This is a genomic window from Aeromonas sp. (genome assembly GCF_050252055.1).
GTDB lineage: Bacteria > Pseudomonadota > Gammaproteobacteria > Enterobacterales > Aeromonadaceae > Aeromonas > Aeromonas caviae.
In genome coordinates, this window is record NZ_JBFWLQ010000001.1 from 32,580 (window position 1) to 47,867 (window position 15,288).

The 15,288-nt window shown below is 63.5% G+C and carries 10 protein-coding genes; 9 read left to right on the top strand and 1 reads right to left on the bottom strand.

The window, feature by feature from the left end; all coding sequences use genetic code 11:
- The first annotated feature begins 66 nt into the window (after window positions 1–66).
- The 3 genes from AB7E19_RS00155 to AB7E19_RS00165 all read left to right on the top strand — a co-directional run bounded on the left by AB7E19_RS00155 (window position 67) and on the right by AB7E19_RS00165 (window position 2,021).
- Window positions 67–690 (top strand): DUF2057 domain-containing protein, encoded by a 624-nt coding sequence (locus AB7E19_RS00155; RefSeq protein WP_286700533.1) that lies wholly within the window; start codon window positions 67–69, stop codon window positions 688–690.
- Window positions 691–763: 73 nt separating this feature from the next.
- Complete coding sequence (locus AB7E19_RS00160) at window positions 764–1,210, top strand: HIT domain-containing protein (RefSeq protein ID WP_039040966.1); 447 nt, start codon at window positions 764–766, stop codon at window positions 1,208–1,210.
- Window positions 1,211–1,328: 118 nt separating this feature from the next.
- On the top strand, window positions 1,329–2,021 hold the full coding sequence (locus tag AB7E19_RS00165) for a DUF3334 family protein (protein WP_029313837.1): 693 nt from the start codon (window positions 1,329–1,331) through the stop codon (window positions 2,019–2,021).
- 61 nt (window positions 2,022–2,082) lie between these two features.
- Here the strand turns inward: AB7E19_RS00165 and AB7E19_RS00170 are convergent, their stop codons facing one another.
- The gene (locus AB7E19_RS00170; protein ID WP_286700532.1) at window positions 2,083–3,081 is read right to left on the bottom strand and encodes a DUF2860 family protein; all 999 of its coding nucleotides are present in this window, start codon (window positions 3,079–3,081) and stop codon (window positions 2,083–2,085) included.
- 202 nt (window positions 3,082–3,283) lie between these two features.
- Between AB7E19_RS00170 and arcB the strand changes: the two genes are divergently transcribed.
- The 6 genes from arcB (at window position 3,284) to AB7E19_RS00200 (ending at window position 15,133) form a co-directional block, all read left to right on the top strand.
- The gene (gene arcB, locus AB7E19_RS00175) at window positions 3,284–5,593 is read left to right on the top strand and encodes an aerobic respiration two-component sensor histidine kinase ArcB (RefSeq protein WP_427934401.1); all 2,310 of its coding nucleotides are present in this window, start codon (window positions 3,284–3,286) and stop codon (window positions 5,591–5,593) included.
- A gap of 29 nt (window positions 5,594–5,622) precedes the next feature.
- The gene (gene dgt, locus AB7E19_RS00180; protein WP_128312853.1) at window positions 5,623–6,999 is read left to right on the top strand and encodes a dGTPase; all 1,377 of its coding nucleotides are present in this window, start codon (window positions 5,623–5,625) and stop codon (window positions 6,997–6,999) included.
- 293 nt (window positions 7,000–7,292) lie between these two features.
- A complete protein-coding gene (locus AB7E19_RS00185) occupies window positions 7,293–7,496 on the top strand; it encodes a hypothetical protein (RefSeq protein WP_041211124.1) in 204 nt (67 codons plus the stop codon).
- A gap of 144 nt (window positions 7,497–7,640) precedes the next feature.
- Entirely contained in the window at window positions 7,641–11,915 is a 4,275-nt protein-coding gene (locus AB7E19_RS00190; protein ID WP_322131022.1) for a transporter substrate-binding domain-containing protein, read from the top strand.
- Complete coding sequence (locus tag AB7E19_RS00195; RefSeq protein ID WP_322131021.1) at window positions 11,908–13,119, top strand: EAL domain-containing response regulator; 1,212 nt, start codon at window positions 11,908–11,910, stop codon at window positions 13,117–13,119. Before AB7E19_RS00190 ends, AB7E19_RS00195 begins: the two co-directional genes overlap by 8 nt.
- Before the next feature lie 37 nt (window positions 13,120–13,156).
- Complete coding sequence (locus AB7E19_RS00200) at window positions 13,157–15,133, top strand: methyl-accepting chemotaxis protein (RefSeq protein ID WP_223915118.1); 1,977 nt, start codon at window positions 13,157–13,159, stop codon at window positions 15,131–15,133.
- The last annotated feature ends 155 nt before the right edge of the window (window positions 15,134–15,288 follow it).

The following is a 15,288-nucleotide window of genomic DNA, read 5'->3' on the forward strand; positions in this document are numbered from 1 at the left end:
CCCGTTATTTTTCTGTCATCTGGGGCTGCTACCCTGCGCCCTTCATCGCGAAAGGAGAGTCAGGGAATGAAGCGTCATCAGGGTTGGGCAGGGGTTGCGCTGCTGTGCTGCAGCGGTGTGCAGGCCGAGGTCAGGGTCGAGGTGCCCCGGGATTTCCAGATCCTGGCGGTGAGCGCAGGCAAGGTGCAGGACGAGCAGCATGCCGTGCTGGCCGACGGAGAGCAGCAACTGCTGGTGCGCTACGAGGGGGTGATCCCGAGTCGCAACAGCAGCGACAACGATCGCCAGGTTCGCTCCGAGCCCCAGGTGCTTCGCTATGAGGCCCGCGGGCAGTCGGTGCGCCTGCAGGCTCCCGTGCCTGCGGACGAGGCCGGGATGGAACGCTACGCCAGGGCCCCTGTCCTGGGCCTGGTGGCGGGGGGGCAGCCCCTCGAGGTGCGCCAGGATACGCTGATGGTGCAGGGGATGCAGATCGGCATGGACTGGCATGCCAGGCTGATGGAGTACAACCGTGGCGAGGGGCCTGCCGTGCTCGCCGGTGCGGCGGATGTGACTGCGGCCGCCGTGGCGACGCCCCGGGCCTCCTCCGTGCCGGCCAGCGCCCTGGAAGGGCAGTTGCAACAGCTTTTCCTGCAGGCGGACCCCGCGCTTCGCAAGCGCTTCATCGGTTGGGCCGTGCCGCGCCTTTAAGTTTGCTCCCCGTTGCAGTAACGTGGGCACATCTTTGATTCCCGATGTGCCCATGTTGATCAGCGAGGCCCCCATGTTTGAATTGCACCCCCGCCTTCAGGCGGATACCCGGATACTCGGGGATCTGCCCCTGTGCCGCGTCCTGCTGGCCAAAGACAGCCAGTATCCCTGGCTGATTCTGGTGCCCCGGGTCGCCAACCTGCGGGAGATCCATCATCTGGCCCCCGAGCAGCAACAGCAGTTGATGCAGGAGTCCTGCGCCGTCGCCACCCTGATGGAGCGGGCACTCGGCCCGGACAAGATCAACGTGGCGGCCCTCGGCAATCTGGTGCCTCAGCTGCACCTGCACCACGTGGCCCGCTTCAGCTCGGATGCGGCCTGGCCCGGTCCCATCTGGGGTGCCTGTCCCGCCATTCCCTATGAGGAGCAGGCTTTGCAAGGGGCGGCTGCCAGTTGGCAAACCCGTCTGGCTACCCTGGATGGATTTCAGCCATTTCTGACTGATAATCCAGTCAAGTGAGAGGTGGCTCGCGCTTTGGGCACCGGGATCACGCAATCTGTTAGCGTATCGCGTCGGTGCATGGTGACATGGGCGACACGAGTGACAGCCCCATTATTTCGATCAGCAGGAAGGTTCCATGATAGTGACAAGATCCGAGGATGATGCCGTATTGACCACAGAGGACGTACTGCTGAGCCTGTGCAATTCGGTGACGAGCGTATTGAGTGCGGCGACCCAGACCCAGGTGCGCTTCTCCGGCATGGTGCAGCGGATCAGCAAGACCTGCCTCAAGCCTGACATCGGCTGTTTCGTGCTGTTTGACGGCGGCTTCTCCGGGCTGGTGGTGATCAACTTCTCCGCCGCCGCGGCCATGGAGCTCTACCAGAGCTACATGCTGAGCATGGGGCTCTCCAAGGAGGATCTTGCCATCTCCCACACCTCGGACGAGGTGAGCAACGTCATGGGCGAGCTGATGAACCAGATCGTCGGCAGCTTCACCACCAAGGTGGGGCGCGAGCTGCAGACCCACATCACCCAGAACCAGCCCAAGATGCTGGCGCTCAACAAGCAGGTGATGCTGAGCGTCGACACCAACCTCGACAATCCCGAGACCCGCCGGGTGACCTTCTTCACCGCCAGCAACAACATCTTCTATCTGGAGCTGGCCATGGACAAGACGGAGTTTATCCGGATCCATGATGGCGGCGTGCAGGAGGAGGTGGATCCCGACGAGCTGATCGCCCAGGCCAAGCAGTCAGCCAAACCGGCACCGGCGGCCGCGCCGGCGAGCAACGAGCACGACGATCTGCTGGATTCCCTCGGCATCTGATGGTCGAGGGTTGTGCAAATGAAGAGGCCACCCCGGGGGTGGCCTCCTTGCTTGGGGCGGGTCAGAAGTTGTAAAGCAGCCCGGTACTGAAGCGAAGCGCCTCGGCATCGTAGAAGTCGATGTCGGAGTCGGCGCTGGAGTAGGCCGCGGTGAAGGTGGCGGCAAGGGGTTTGATGCCGAACAGGTTGTGCCAGAAGAAGGTGCCATTGAGGGCGAACTCGCTGGCATCGGCGCGCTGGCCGAACAGGGGATTCGCCTCGTCATACTTGCGCTTGCCGGCGTAGAGGTTGCTCACGATGGACCACTGGGAGGCGCGCTTGGCATAGGTCAGCTGCAGACCGGTGTTCTTGAAGCTCTCCGCACTCCCGTCCAGGCGGGCCTCCTTGTAGAGGAAGGCGGGCTCCAGCAGCTGGTCGCCGCCGAAGTGGTACTGGTAGGAGACAGCCAGGTCGTGGACCTTGCCGTTGCGGCTCAGCATGGAGGCGTAGTGGGTGCCGTGGGTCAGGTCATATTGCTGGCCGCTGCGCTCCTCGTCGAGCTCCACTTCCCGGCTGGTCAGGGTGGCGTAGACGTTGCTGCCCCAGATCCTGTCCCAGGCAAAGCGCACCCCTTTCGAGGTGAGATCGGTGGCGCTGCGGTCCACGCCGGTGGCGAAGGGATCGCTCCACACTTCCACCGGCATGAGGTTGAACACCAGGGAGGTGGCGACGATACCCTTGTCACCCATCTCCTGGCGCAGACCGAGTTGCTGGGTAAAGTCGAAGCGCACCGCGTCCTGGATGAGGTTGCCGAGGAAGACCTGGGTGCGGGTATCGGCGAAGGTGTAGCGGATATCGGCATTGAGCAGCGGGCTCAGACTGCTTTCGCGGCCGGGGGAGCCCAGATCATCGATACGGCTGTTGCTGTCGTCACCGGCATAGAAGTTGGACTTGTGGCTGCCGGCATTGACTCCGCCCAGCAGAAAACCGGACCAGCCGGTCTGGCGGGGGATCTCCCCCAGATCGGCGTGGGCGGTGGTGGCGACCAGCAGGCCAAGGCTCAACAGAACATGATTTCGCATCGGGTATGCTCCTGACATAACGAATGAGAAGGGTGACAGTGTGCCCCGGTATTCCGGTGGAACCGGTGCTGACTGAGGCATGGCAGGCATGCTACCCCAGCCGGAGTGTGACGTTAATCAATAATTGAATACGCGACGGACAAGAGTTCATGGCGCCGTACTGGTATCCTGTTTGCGCAAGAAAAGGGGAGAAAACAACGAGATGAAGCAGATCAAATCCTGGGCGCAATATTACGTCGACCTGATGACCAAGCTGGGACTGGTGCGCTTCAGCATGTTCCTGGCCACCGCCATCATAGTGCTGGCTGTTTCGATCCAGATGGGGGTGACCCTGTTTTTGCGCGGCACCGTAGACATCGTCGACCTGGTGCGCTCTGTCTTCTTCGGTCTGCTGGTGACCCCCTGGGCCGTCTATTTTCTCTCCATCGTGGTGGATCAGCTGGAGGACTCCCGCCAGCGGCTGACCCGGATGGTGCGCAAGTTGCAAGACATGCGCGAGCGGGATCTCGAGCTCAACAGCCAGTTGCAGGAGAACATCAGCCGGCTCAACGCCCAGATCGCCGAGACCAACCGGGCCGAGACCCTGCGCCAGCAAGCCATCGAGGATCTCGAAAACGAAGTGTTCCAGCGGGAGAAAGCCCAGCTGCATCTGGGGGAGCGTACCGCCCTCTTGCGCTCCTTCATCGACTGCTCCCCCGATCTGGTCTATTACCGCAACGAGGACGAGCAGTTCTCCGGTTGCAACCGCGCCATGGAGGAGCTCACCGGCAAGGTGGAAGCGGAACTCATCGGCCTGACCCCGTTCGATGTCTACAAGCACGACATCGCCAGCAAGGTGGTGGAGACCGACAAGCAGGTCTTCGCCCAGAACGAGCCGCTCACCTATGAGCAGTGGCTGGAGTATCCCGATGGCCGCAAGGCCTACTTCGAGCTGCGCAAGGTGCCCTTCTTCGACCGCTTCGGCAAGCGGCTCGGCCTGCTCGGCTTTGGTCGCGACATCACCGAGCGCAAGCAGTACCAGGACAAGCTGGAGAAGGCGAGTCGGGACAAGACCACCTTCATCTCCACCATCAGCCACGAGCTGCGCACCCCGCTCAATGGCATCGTCGGCCTGAGCCGGATGTTGATGGATACGCCCCTCGATGCCAGACAGCAGCAGCTCAAGACCATCCACCTGAGCGCGGTGACGCTCGGCAACATCTTCAACGACATCATCGATCTGGACAAGCTCGACCGTCGCCGGCTGGAGATTGCGCCGGCTCCGCTGGATTTGCCCGCCTTCCTCGACGAGCTGGAGACGCTGTCGCGCATCCAGGCGGAGCAGAAGGGGCTCTACCTGCACTTCGACCGGGACGGCGACATGCCCCAGTTCGTGATGGCGGACGGCACCCGGCTGCGTCAGGTGCTGTGGAACTTGGTGGGCAATGCGGTCAAGTTCACCGATGAAGGGGGCGTCACCATACGCTGTCTCGCCCACGCCGCTGATGAACCGGGCAAGCTGGCGCTGCACTTCGAGGTGGAAGACACCGGGGTGGGCATTCCCCGTGCCCAGCAGGAGAAGATCTTCGCCATGTACTATCAGGTGCAGGGCAAGAAGCACGCTACCGGCACCGGCATCGGCCTTGCGGTCTCCCGCCAGCTGGTGCAGGCCATGGGTGGTCAACTCTATGTGGACAGCGACCCGGGCGAAGGCGCCTGCTTCACCGCCGAGCTGGAGGTGGACTGCGTCGAGCCCAGGGCCGCGGCCCCGGAGCCCGAGATGCCCTCCCTCGACATCCTGCTGGTGGAGGATGTGGAGCTGAACGTCACCGTGGCCTGCGCTTTGCTGAACAAGCTCGGCCATCAGGTCAAGGTGGCGCGGGATGGTGCAGAGGCGCTGGCCATGGCCAACCCGGATGATTTCGACTTGATCCTGCTCGACATCCAGCTGCCGGACATGACGGGGTTCGATGTGGCGGAGCAACTGCTCGCGCGCTACGGCGACAGCTTGCCCCCCATGGTGGCGCTCACCGCCAATGCCACCGGCGATCGCCAGTACTACCGGGATCACGGCATGCAGGATGTGATCAACAAGCCGCTGGGCTCCAAGGCGGTGCGGGAGGTGATAGGCCACCTGTTTGCGGATCTCGCCGGGGACGAGGCGGACGAGCAGGACGATGTCCACCATCAGGATGCCCTGCTGGATCTGCCCTTCCTCACCGATTACGCCAGCACGGTCGGCAAGCCGGTGCTGCTCTCCAGCGTCGAGCTGTTCGAGAAGATGATGCCGGATTACATGGCGGTGCTCGACTCCAACATGATTGCCAGGGATCAGGCCGGTGTGGTGGAGGAGGCCCACAAGATCAAGGGGGCGGCAGGCTCCATCGGCCTGCGCCGGTTGCAGCAGACGGCCCAGCTTATCCAGAGCCCGGATCACCCCGCCTGGTGGGAGAACGTGGAAGACTGGATTGAAACCCTGCGCCGGGAATACCCGGGTGACATCGCCCGCCTGCGGCGCTGGCTGCTCTCGTAGACACGACGCCTCAGGCAAGGAGCCGCGACATGTATGACCGTTTGATCCCCCCCGAGCGCATTCACCCCTGGGGAGACGAAGACCTGCTGGAGGCGACGGAGCAGGACCGCACCCGCATCGTGCAGGCGGCGCCGGTGCGTCGGTTGCAGCAGAAGACCCAGGTCTTCCCGCTCGATGTGAAAGCCTCGGTGCGCAGCCGCCTCACCCATTCGCTGGAGGTGCAGGAGACCGGTCGCCAGATCAGTCGCCGCATCCTGGCGGCGCTGCCGGCCGGAGTGGTGTGCGAGGGGGCCTTCATCAATCTGGTGGAGATGTCCTGCCTGTTGCACGATGTCGGCAACCCGCCGTTTGGCCATTTCGGCGAGCAGGTGATGAGTCAGTGGCTTGCCCAGGAGCTGGACGGCCTCTTCGCCCGTGCCCACGACCAGTTGCCGAGCCCCCAGTGGGCAACCCTTCGCCAGGATCTGCTGGTGTTTGACGGCAATGCCCAGAGCCTGCGACTGGTGCACAGCCTGCATGAGCTGAACCTCACCCTGGGGCAGCTGGCGGCGCTGTGCAAATACCCCCAGCAGCCCCTGCCGGGCCTGCACCATCCACAGGGCTATGGTCAGCACCACGGCTGGACCAGCAAGCGCGGCATCTTCTTCAGCGAACAACCCCTCTATCGTGCCCTCGGCCAGAGCCTGGGGCTGGCCGAGGGGTGCCGTCATCCGCTGGTCTACATCATGGAGGCGGCGGACGACATCTCCTACTGCATCGCCGATCTCGAGGATGCGGTGGACAGGCACATCCTCACCCAGAGCGAACTGCTGGCAGCCCTGCGCGAGGCGGACGAGGGCGGTTACATGGCCGACCTGCTCGATGAGGCGCTTGCCTCCGGTCGGGGGTTCTTCCCCCATTTTCGCCAGCATCTGACCCGGGATCTGGTGGCGCTTGCCGCCCATACCTATGTGGCCGAGCACGATCAGATCCTGAGCGGGGCCTATCCCCAGGCGCTGCTGCACGGCCAGGCTCCGGCAGCCCGGGTACTCGATACCCTCAAGCGGGTGGCTCGCGAGCTGGTGTTCATGCGCCCGGAGGTGGAGGCGCTGGAGCTGGAAGGCTATGCCGCCCTGCGCGGGGTGCTCTCCACCTACGCCTGCCTGCTGGCCCTTCCCGCCAGCCAGTTCGAGCGGCTGCTCGCAGGCAACGGCGGGAGCGAGCTCTTCTTTGCCCGGCGGCTGTTCCACCGCCTCTCTGCCCGCCACCTCAAGGCGTACCGGCTGGCGGTGGCGAGCCGGGATCCCCGTTTCGAAAAGGAGAGCGAGCAGGAGTGGTACTACCGGGTGCGGCTGCTGCTCGATTATGTGAGCGGCATGACGGATACCTATGCGCTGGAGGAGTTCCGGCTGTTGTCAGGGATTTGACTGAACCTCTTTTTGGCCGCATTCCACCCATATGGGTGGGAGAGATATTGCGTAAAATTCGGTGTTTTTTTACACTGCGGCAACTTGTTCAACTTTCACACGGTAAGGAGACGACCATGCAACATTCCATGTTCAACGTTGCGTTCGATCGCTGCTCTGGCAGCGCGAAGACTCGTGCTCTTTATTTGCCGCGTGGAGGGGACAGGTAACACCTGCTTTTTTCATCACCCGCGGTTGTCCCGCAGGGTGATCACCTCTCTCCGGGGGAACCGCACGTTCAACTGGAGAATATTATGTCTATCGAACTCGCCCTGCTGCGCCACGTAGAGACCCTGGTTCAAAAAAGGATCACCCGGCTGGAGCGTCGCGTCAGCTACCTGCATCTTTCACCTGCCCTGCTCAAAGACATCGGGCTGGAAGGCAAGGAAGTGCAGATCGCCCACATCCGTGAGCGGGAGTTTCAAACCGGTTTCCGGCTCGGGAATCGAATAACCTGAGGGGAGGGGGCCCGGCCCCCGACCTGGTGGATGGCAGGCCTGGGCCTGCCATTTTTCTTTCCTGATGAGCATTGTCTCAATTTAGTTGTCGCACATTGCGCCAAACACTCTATGATCCCCCTCCGTTTCGTATGGGAGTTGATAATGTTCCGCCGCTGCTGTCGTCTCATCCTGCTATGTGGTCTGGCTTTCTGGAGCCTGATGGTTGCGGCTGTGCCGGCGCAACTGGACCAGAGCAACTTCACCCTGGATGAACTGCACTGGCTTGCCACCCATGATGAACTGGTTGTCGGCATGCCTTCGGCGGCCTGGCCACCCTATGTCTATACCGATGGGCGCGGCAATTTCACCGGCCCCCTGGATGAGTTCGCCTCCCAGATTGCAGCCAGGCTGGGAGTGAGCCTTCGCTACCGTGCCTATGCCAACAATGCGGCGGTCCAGCAGGCCTTGCTGGATGGCAAGGTCGACATGTTGATCGGGGTGGCTCCGAGCCCGACCCGCACCCTGCAGATGCAATTTACCTCCGAGCTGATGGCACTGCCCCGGGCCGTGCTGTTGACGGGGGGGCGGGAGAGCCTCTCGCTGGAAGAGGCCTATGGGGTGCGCTGGGTCTGCGTCTTCGGTGTCAGCGCCTGCGATGAGCTGCTGCGCCTGGGGATCTCGAACCTGATCACGGCCGACAGCCGGGACGAGGCGATCTTCATGCTCAAGGAGGGCAAGGCGGATGCCTATCTGGCCGAGCTGCCCATGCTGAACAGGCTGCAAGCCATGGCGGGCATGGCGCTGGCCAGGATCGACTGGATGAGGGATACCTCCCTCGCCATGGCCGTGGCACCCAGGAATGATGTCTTGCAGGGATTGCTGGAGCGGGCCCTCGAGGACATCTCTCCCTTGGAGCGTCGCGCCATTCTGGAGGCGGGGGACATCCTCGACTATGCCCTGGTGAAAAGGAGCAGGGAGATCGTCTTCAATCCGCAGGAGCAGGCGTGGTTGCAAGCACATCCGGTCATCCGCTACGGGGTTGCCCCGGATTGGCCCGGGATGAGCGAGGTGGACGACAGGGGGCGGCTCAAGGGGCTCATTGCCGATCTGCTGACACTGATGAGCCAGCGTGCCGGGCTTCAGTTCACCCTGGTGCCGACCCGGAGCTGGGCCCAGAGCATGGCGCTCTTCCAGGATCGCAAGCTGGATCTCATCCCGGCCATGACTCCCACCGCGGAGCGTCAGCAGTTTGCCCGGTTTACCCCCAACTACGCGTCGATCAACCGGGTGGTCGTGGCGAGGCAGGGGATGGCCGAGCTCACCGCCGCCAGGGCACTGAAAGGGCACAGGGTGGGCATGGTAGGGGGCTCGGTGGAGCAGGTCTTGCTGAACGAGGTGGGGGCCATCGCCGTGCCGGTGGCCAGCGATGCCGAATTGCTGCCCCTGCTGGACCAGCAGAAGGTCGACTATGTGCTGATGAGCACCACCACCCTGGAGCAGTCGCTGCAAAAGGGATTCAGCGACCGCTACCAGGTGGTCTTCTCCGGCAGCGACCTGCGGGTACCCATCGCCATGGCGACCCAGTTGCAGGACCCCATGCTGCAGCAGATCCTCACCAAGGTGCTGATCGCCATTCCCCCCGACGAGCTCTCCGCCCTGGAGAAAAAGTGGCTCTCCCTGACCATACAGACGGGACTGGATCCGAAGACGGTGCTGCTCTGGTCCTCCCTCGGCGGCGGCATCTTCCTGCTCTGCCTCTTGCTGTTCATGGGCTGGAACCGGACGTTGCGCCGCCAGATCAGCCAGCGGCGGGAGGCCGAGCGGCGGCTCGAGGAGCAGTTGATGTTTGTCCAGATGATGCTGGATGCCCTGCCCAACCAGGTGGTGCTGACCAACGAGCGCTATGAAGTGGCAATGACGAACCGGGCGTATCGGCAGATGTTCCTCGGCGGGGAGAACTTGACGGGCTCCTATGAGCGGTTGCTCCAGGATCGATTGCCCGAGTCGATCCGCGCCAGGGTGATGGAGGAGGATGCCAGCGTCTGGGAGAGCGGAGAGGAGCTTCATGGCCGGGGCGAGATCCGGTTTGATGACGATCGCCTGCACCAGATGATCTACACCAAGCGGCTCTTTGCGGGGCCCGATGACAAGCGACTCGGGATCCTGACCGTGCTGACCGACGTGACCGAGCTGGAGCAGGCGCGGTTTGCGGCCCAGGAGGCGCAGACCCGGCTGACCCAGATCACCGACAGCATGCCGGGTCTGGTCTATCAGTATCACTGGCTTGGGCCGGGCAAGGGGCACTTCCTCTACACCTCGCAAGGGGTCAGGGAGATGGTGGGGGTCGAAGAGGACCTGGTCGGCATGGCGGTCACCGGAGCCTCCATCCTGGGGCTGACAGGCAAGGCGCACGAGGACTTCGTGGCCACGGTGGATCGTCATGCCCTGAGCATGCAGCCGCTGGATCTCGAGGTGGAGATCCGGCGCCAGGGGGAGGCGGGCTATTTGCAGATCCGTGGTCATTTCGTTCACCAGGAGGGGCTTGAAGGGGTCATATTGAACGGCGTGGTGCAGGACATCACCAAGCTCAAGCGCCAGGAGCTGGAGCTGCGCCAGGCCAGGCGGGTGGCGGAGGAGGCGACCCAGGCGCGCAGCCGCTTCCTCGCCACCATGAGTCATGAGCTTCGCACTCCCATCTCCGGCATGCACGGCATGCTGGAGCTGCTGCAAATGAGCGCGCTGGACGACGATCAGCGCTACATGTTGCGCAATATCTCGACCTCCACCAACCATCTGCTCTATCTGGTGAACGACATCCTGGACTTCTCCAAGATGGAAGCCGGGCAGTTGCAACTGCACCCCCATCACTGCCGCCTGACCTCGGTGATTTGCGATGTCATCCGGGGACATGCGGCCCTGGCCTATGGCAAGGGGCTCAACGTGACGCTGCGGTGGGGGAAGACGGTGCCGGATCTGGCCTGCATCGACGGGATAAGGGTGGGGCAGGTGATCTCCAATCTGTTGAACAACGCGGTGAAGTTCACCGAGGCAGGGGCGATCGCCATCCAGGTGGATTATGAAGACGACCGGCTGGCCTTCCGGGTCCGGGATACCGGGATAGGCATCGCCCTGGAGCAGCAGCGCACCCTCTTCATCCCGTTCAAGCAGGTGGAGTCCGATACCAATCGCCGGTTTGGCGGCACCGGGCTTGGGCTTGCCATCTGTCATCAACTCACCCAGAAAATGGGGGGGAGCCTGACCCTGGAAAGTACCCCCGGAATGGGCACCTGCGTGACCTTCACGCTGCCCCTGGCAGAGTGCCAGTGGGAAGCGCCGCCCCTGACCGGTCAGGTATGGTGGTGGTTTGGGGAGGATGAGGGGCTGGAATCGGTGATGGCCAGGCTGGGCGCCAGACTGGTTCGCATGGAGGCACACCATTGGCAGCAGCCCCTCGAGGGGCATCTGCTGGCGCAGGAGAATCACCTGGAACAGGCCCTTGGCAGTGACTGGCTGGCCTGTTTGCAGCGTTCGAACCTCAAGGGCATAGTACTCTCTCCCCATGAGGCCCTGCGGGGGCGCATGGGGGGCGACGCCTGGTGGCGACTGGGACAATCGCCTCTCTACCCCGATCTGTTGCTGGAAACCTGCCAGTCACTGTTCAACCAGCAGGCGAGCCAGTCGATGGGGATGGAGGGGGAGAAGCTCAGGGGGCGGGTGCTGGTGGCGGATGATCACCCCGTCAACCGGGCATTGCTGACGAGACAGCTCGCTATCCTGGGGCTCGAATCCGAGGTGGTGGAAGATGGCGAAGAGGCGCTGCGCGCCTGGCAGGGGCAGGATTTCGCCCTGCTGCTGACCGACTGCCACATGCCGGTGATGGATGGCTATGCCCTCACGCGAGCCTTGCGGGATGCCGGGGACAGAGCTCCCATTATCGGGGTGACGGCCGATACCTCTGAGGAGGCGAGCCAGCAGATGCGTGATGCCGGCATGAACGACATGCTGTTCAAGCCCTACAGCCTGGATGCCCTGAGCCAGACCCTGGGACGCTGGTTGCCGACTCAGGAAGAACAGCTCGCCTCGGAGGCGCCCCGGCAAGCCAGGGTTCAGCTGCCAGGCATAAGCTGGTTGACCCTGTTCGGGGATGAGGCGGTGGCACGCAGCATGGCCAGCGAATACCTGGAAGCCAACGAGCAGGATGGCGAGGACATGAGGCTGGCGCTGGCCAGCCAGGATACCCAGGCGCTGGTGGAGACGGCACATCGCATCAAGGGGGCCGCGCGCATGGTAGGACAGCAGGCATTGGCAGAGGAGGCGGCCCGGCTGGAGGCGGCAGCCAGATTGAAACAACTGGACAAGCTCGATGACCTGGCCAGGGCGGTACAGGCATTGATGGACTCTATCAGAGGTGAAACGGGGTTATGGCTCGATGAATAGCGCACGGCATGAGTTGGCGATCATGGTGGTGGAGGATCACAACTTCCAGCGCAAGGCCCTGATGCACCAGATCCGCGGACTGGGCTACGGCAACCTGCTGGAGGCGCAGGACGGGGAGGAGGCGCTGGCACAGTGCCAGCGCCACAGGGTCGACATCCTGTTCTGTGATCTGCGCATGCCGGGCATGGATGGCATGGCGCTGCTGCGCCGCCTCTCCCTTGGCGGGTTCCGCGGCGGCATTGTGCTGTGCAGCGCCCTGGAGGATGACGTGGTCGATGCCGTGCTGCGCATGAGCCGGGCCTATGGCCTGCAGGTGCTGGGGCGCATCGAGAAACCCGCGTCTCCCCAGCAGATCGCGCAGCTTATCGGTGCCTGGCGGCCCCAGCAGGTGCGCAGCCAGGAAGAGGATGGTTATCACCTGACCCTGGATGAGCTGCGCCGGGCGCTGGATCAGGACCAGTTGCTGCCCTGGTATCAACCCAAGGTGGGTTTTCACAACGGGGAGTGGCTCGGCATGGAGGCTCTTGCCCGCTGGCAGCACCCCGAATATGGCCTCATCTCGCCAGCCCGTTTCATCCCGCTGGCGGAGCACAACGGGCTCATCGACCCGCTCACCGAGGTGATCATCGGCAAGGCGCTGCGGGACGGCCACCTGTGGGAGAAGACCGGGCTCTCCCTGAACCTGTCGATGAACCTCTCCACCACCTCCCTCATCGAGGGGGATCTGTGCAACACCCTGCTCAGCCACTGCCAGCGCTGGAGCATCAACCCCGAGCTCATCACCCTCGAAGTGACCGAGAGCGCCTTCGTCAAGGATCTCGGCAAGTCGCTGGAGGTGCTGACCCGCTTGCGGATGCACGGTTTTGGCCTCTCCATCGATGATTTCGGGACCGGCTACTCCTCCATGCAGCAGCTCGCCCTGCTCCCCTTTACCGAGTTGAAACTGGACAGATCCTTCGTGGATCGCTGCTATGAAGATCCCTCTCGCCTAGCCATCATCGAGTCCAGCATCGAGCTGGCTCGCAAGTTGGGCTTGAAATCGGTGGCCGAGGGGGTCGAAGATGAGGCGACCTGGCAATTGCTGGCGAAGCTGGGGTGCGATCAATGCCAGGGCTTCTTCTCCGCCCGTCCCATGCCCCGCGAGGAGCTGATGGGATGGCATCAGGGTTGGCAGGCTCGTTTGCCCGCGCTCATCAGACGCTAATCCCGGGCAGGATGCCCGACGAATTCCAAGGATGGCCATGAAAATATCAAGCAAGTTGTTGTTGAGCTTCTGTTTTATCAACCTGCTCATCATTCTCTCCTCCGCCCTTGTCTATCATCAGCTCGGCCGGATCGAAGGCTCGCAAGATGCCTTGCTGGCCCAGGCCCTGCCCGCCCTGCAGCGGGACGAGGCGAGCCAGAAAGCCCTGATTGCCACCGTTTCATCCCTGCGGGCCTATCTCATCCTCGGCAAGGATCCGGCACAGGGTGATCGCATCAAGCAGGAGTGGGAAGAGGCCTGGCACGCCATCGAACGCCAGCGTTTCGCCCCTGACCTGACCCGGGCACTCAAGGATTTCAAGGGGGCACAGTCACAGGTGTGGGCCTTGGCTCACACCGAAGAGAACCTGCCCGCCCACACCCTGATGCTGCTGGAGGCCGGCCCCCTGGCGGAGTCGGCCCTCGATCAGTTGCAGTCTTTTGCCAATGAAGAGGTGGCAACGCCCCAGGCGACGTTGCCCGGTGACAGGCGCCTGCTGCTCAAGCAGGTGGGGGATGCCTACAACAGCCTGGGCAATGCGCTCTCCGCCCTGCGGGATTTCCTCATCTCGGGGGAGAAGGAGTACCTGGACAAGTATCGGGACTACTACCAGTTCCACCAGCAGCGGGTGGCCGAGCTGAAACAGCAAGAGGCCAACTTCACCGAGGCACAAAAGGGGCTCTGGACGCTCTTTGAAGAGATGTCAGCCCCCTTTGCAGAGCTGGTCGGTCAGGTGATCGAGAAGCGCCAGGCCCCGGACTGGGACAGGGCCAACCACCTGATGGCTACCGAGATAGAGCCCGCCCTGACCCGGCTGGCGGATCAGCTGGCGACCCAGGTGACCCATACCCGTGCCGAGGTGGACAAGATGGCGGGGGAGATGGCGGCCGCCAGTCAGACCATTCACCGCACCCTGCTGCTGGCCACCACCAGCGTCATCCTGCTGGGCACCCTGGTGGCCCTGCTGTTCAGCCGGCGCCTGACCCGGGACATCGCCAGCCTGGTGAAACGGGCGGGCCTGGTGGCCGATGGCCGCCTCCCCGTCACCCCCTTGCCCGTGCTTCGTCAGGATGAGCTGGGAGGGCTCACGGGCTCCATCAACCGGATGTCGGCACAGTTGCGCGAGCTGGTGGGGGAGATCCAGGGGGCGGTCGGTCAGGTGGAAGGGGCTGGCCGCGAGGTGGGCCAGACCACCAATGCCATCGTGGATGATCTGGCGAGCCAGAATCAGCGGCTCGATGCGGTGGCAGCCGCCATCGAGCAGATGTCGGTCAGTACCCGGGATGTGGCGGGCAACATTGCGGACGCGGCGGGAGCGGCTCGCCAGACCGAGCAACAGGCAAGGGAGGGGGAGCAGGCCCTCGCCCGCATGGGGACCACCATGGCGCAGATTGGTGCCATGATTGCCCAGGCAAACCAGGCGATGACGCAGCTCAGCAGCCAGAGCGAGCAGGTGGGGAGGGTCACCGAAGTGATCGCCACCATCGCCGAGCAGACCAACCTGCTGGCACTCAATGCGGCCATCGAGGCGGCGCGGGCCGGTGAGCAGGGACGGGGATTTGCCGTGGTGGCCGATGAAGTGAGGCAGTTGGCCAGCCGCACCAGCGCATCGACCATGGAGATCAACCAGACCATTGCCAGCATCCAGCAGCAGACCCGGGAGACCGCGGATACCGTGGGCAGCGGTACCCTGCTGGTGGAGCAGGGGCGCGGCGCCGTGGCCTCGGTGACCGAGACCCTGGAGTCGATGGCGACGCTGGTGCAGGATCTCAGCGGCCAGCTTGCCGCCATCGCCACCGCCACCGAGCAGCAGTCAAGGGCGGCGCAGGAGGTGGCGGGCACGGTGGAGGAGATTGCCGGGCTCAGCCATCAGTCCAGCGAGCATGGCCAGCAGGGGGAGCAGATCGCCGCCCGCCTGACCCGGGAGACCGGGAGACTGACATCGGCCATCAGCCGCTTCGAACTGGATGCCTGACGCAAGGGAGAGAAAAACGGGGCAGACCTCTGGGTCTGCCCCGTTTTTTTCGGCCCGAAAACCTGGTGGTGGAAGGATGCACGACGCAGGAGCGGTCCTGACCGTTCGGAAGCAGGGGGATGGTGTCTTGTGTACTGCCCTGTGTCTCTTTCTGC

What these genes read in the sequence shown, in the direction of transcription:
- AB7E19_RS00155 (WP_286700533.1), top strand. Translation starts at nt 67, where the DNA reads ATGAAGCGTCATCAGGGTTGGGCAGGGGTTGCGCTGCTGTGCTGCAGC.
- AB7E19_RS00160 (WP_039040966.1), top strand. Translation starts at nt 764, where the DNA reads ATGTTTGAATTGCACCCCCGCCTTCAGGCGGATACCCGGATACTCGGG.
- AB7E19_RS00200 (WP_223915118.1), top strand. Translation starts at nt 13,157, where the DNA reads ATGAAAATATCAAGCAAGTTGTTGTTGAGCTTCTGTTTTATCAACCTG.
- AB7E19_RS00170 (WP_286700532.1), bottom strand. Translation starts at nt 3,081, where the DNA reads ATGCGAAATCATGTTCTGTTGAGCCTTGGCCTGCTGGTCGCCACCACC.
- AB7E19_RS00195 (WP_322131021.1), top strand. Translation starts at nt 11,908, where the DNA reads ATGAATAGCGCACGGCATGAGTTGGCGATCATGGTGGTGGAGGATCAC.
- AB7E19_RS00185 (WP_041211124.1), top strand. Translation starts at nt 7,293, where the DNA reads ATGTCTATCGAACTCGCCCTGCTGCGCCACGTAGAGACCCTGGTTCAA.
- AB7E19_RS00190 (WP_322131022.1), top strand. Translation starts at nt 7,641, where the DNA reads ATGTTCCGCCGCTGCTGTCGTCTCATCCTGCTATGTGGTCTGGCTTTC.
- dgt (WP_128312853.1), top strand. Translation starts at nt 5,623, where the DNA reads ATGTATGACCGTTTGATCCCCCCCGAGCGCATTCACCCCTGGGGAGAC.
- AB7E19_RS00165 (WP_029313837.1), top strand. Translation starts at nt 1,329, where the DNA reads ATGATAGTGACAAGATCCGAGGATGATGCCGTATTGACCACAGAGGAC.
- arcB (WP_427934401.1), top strand. Translation starts at nt 3,284, where the DNA reads ATGAAGCAGATCAAATCCTGGGCGCAATATTACGTCGACCTGATGACC.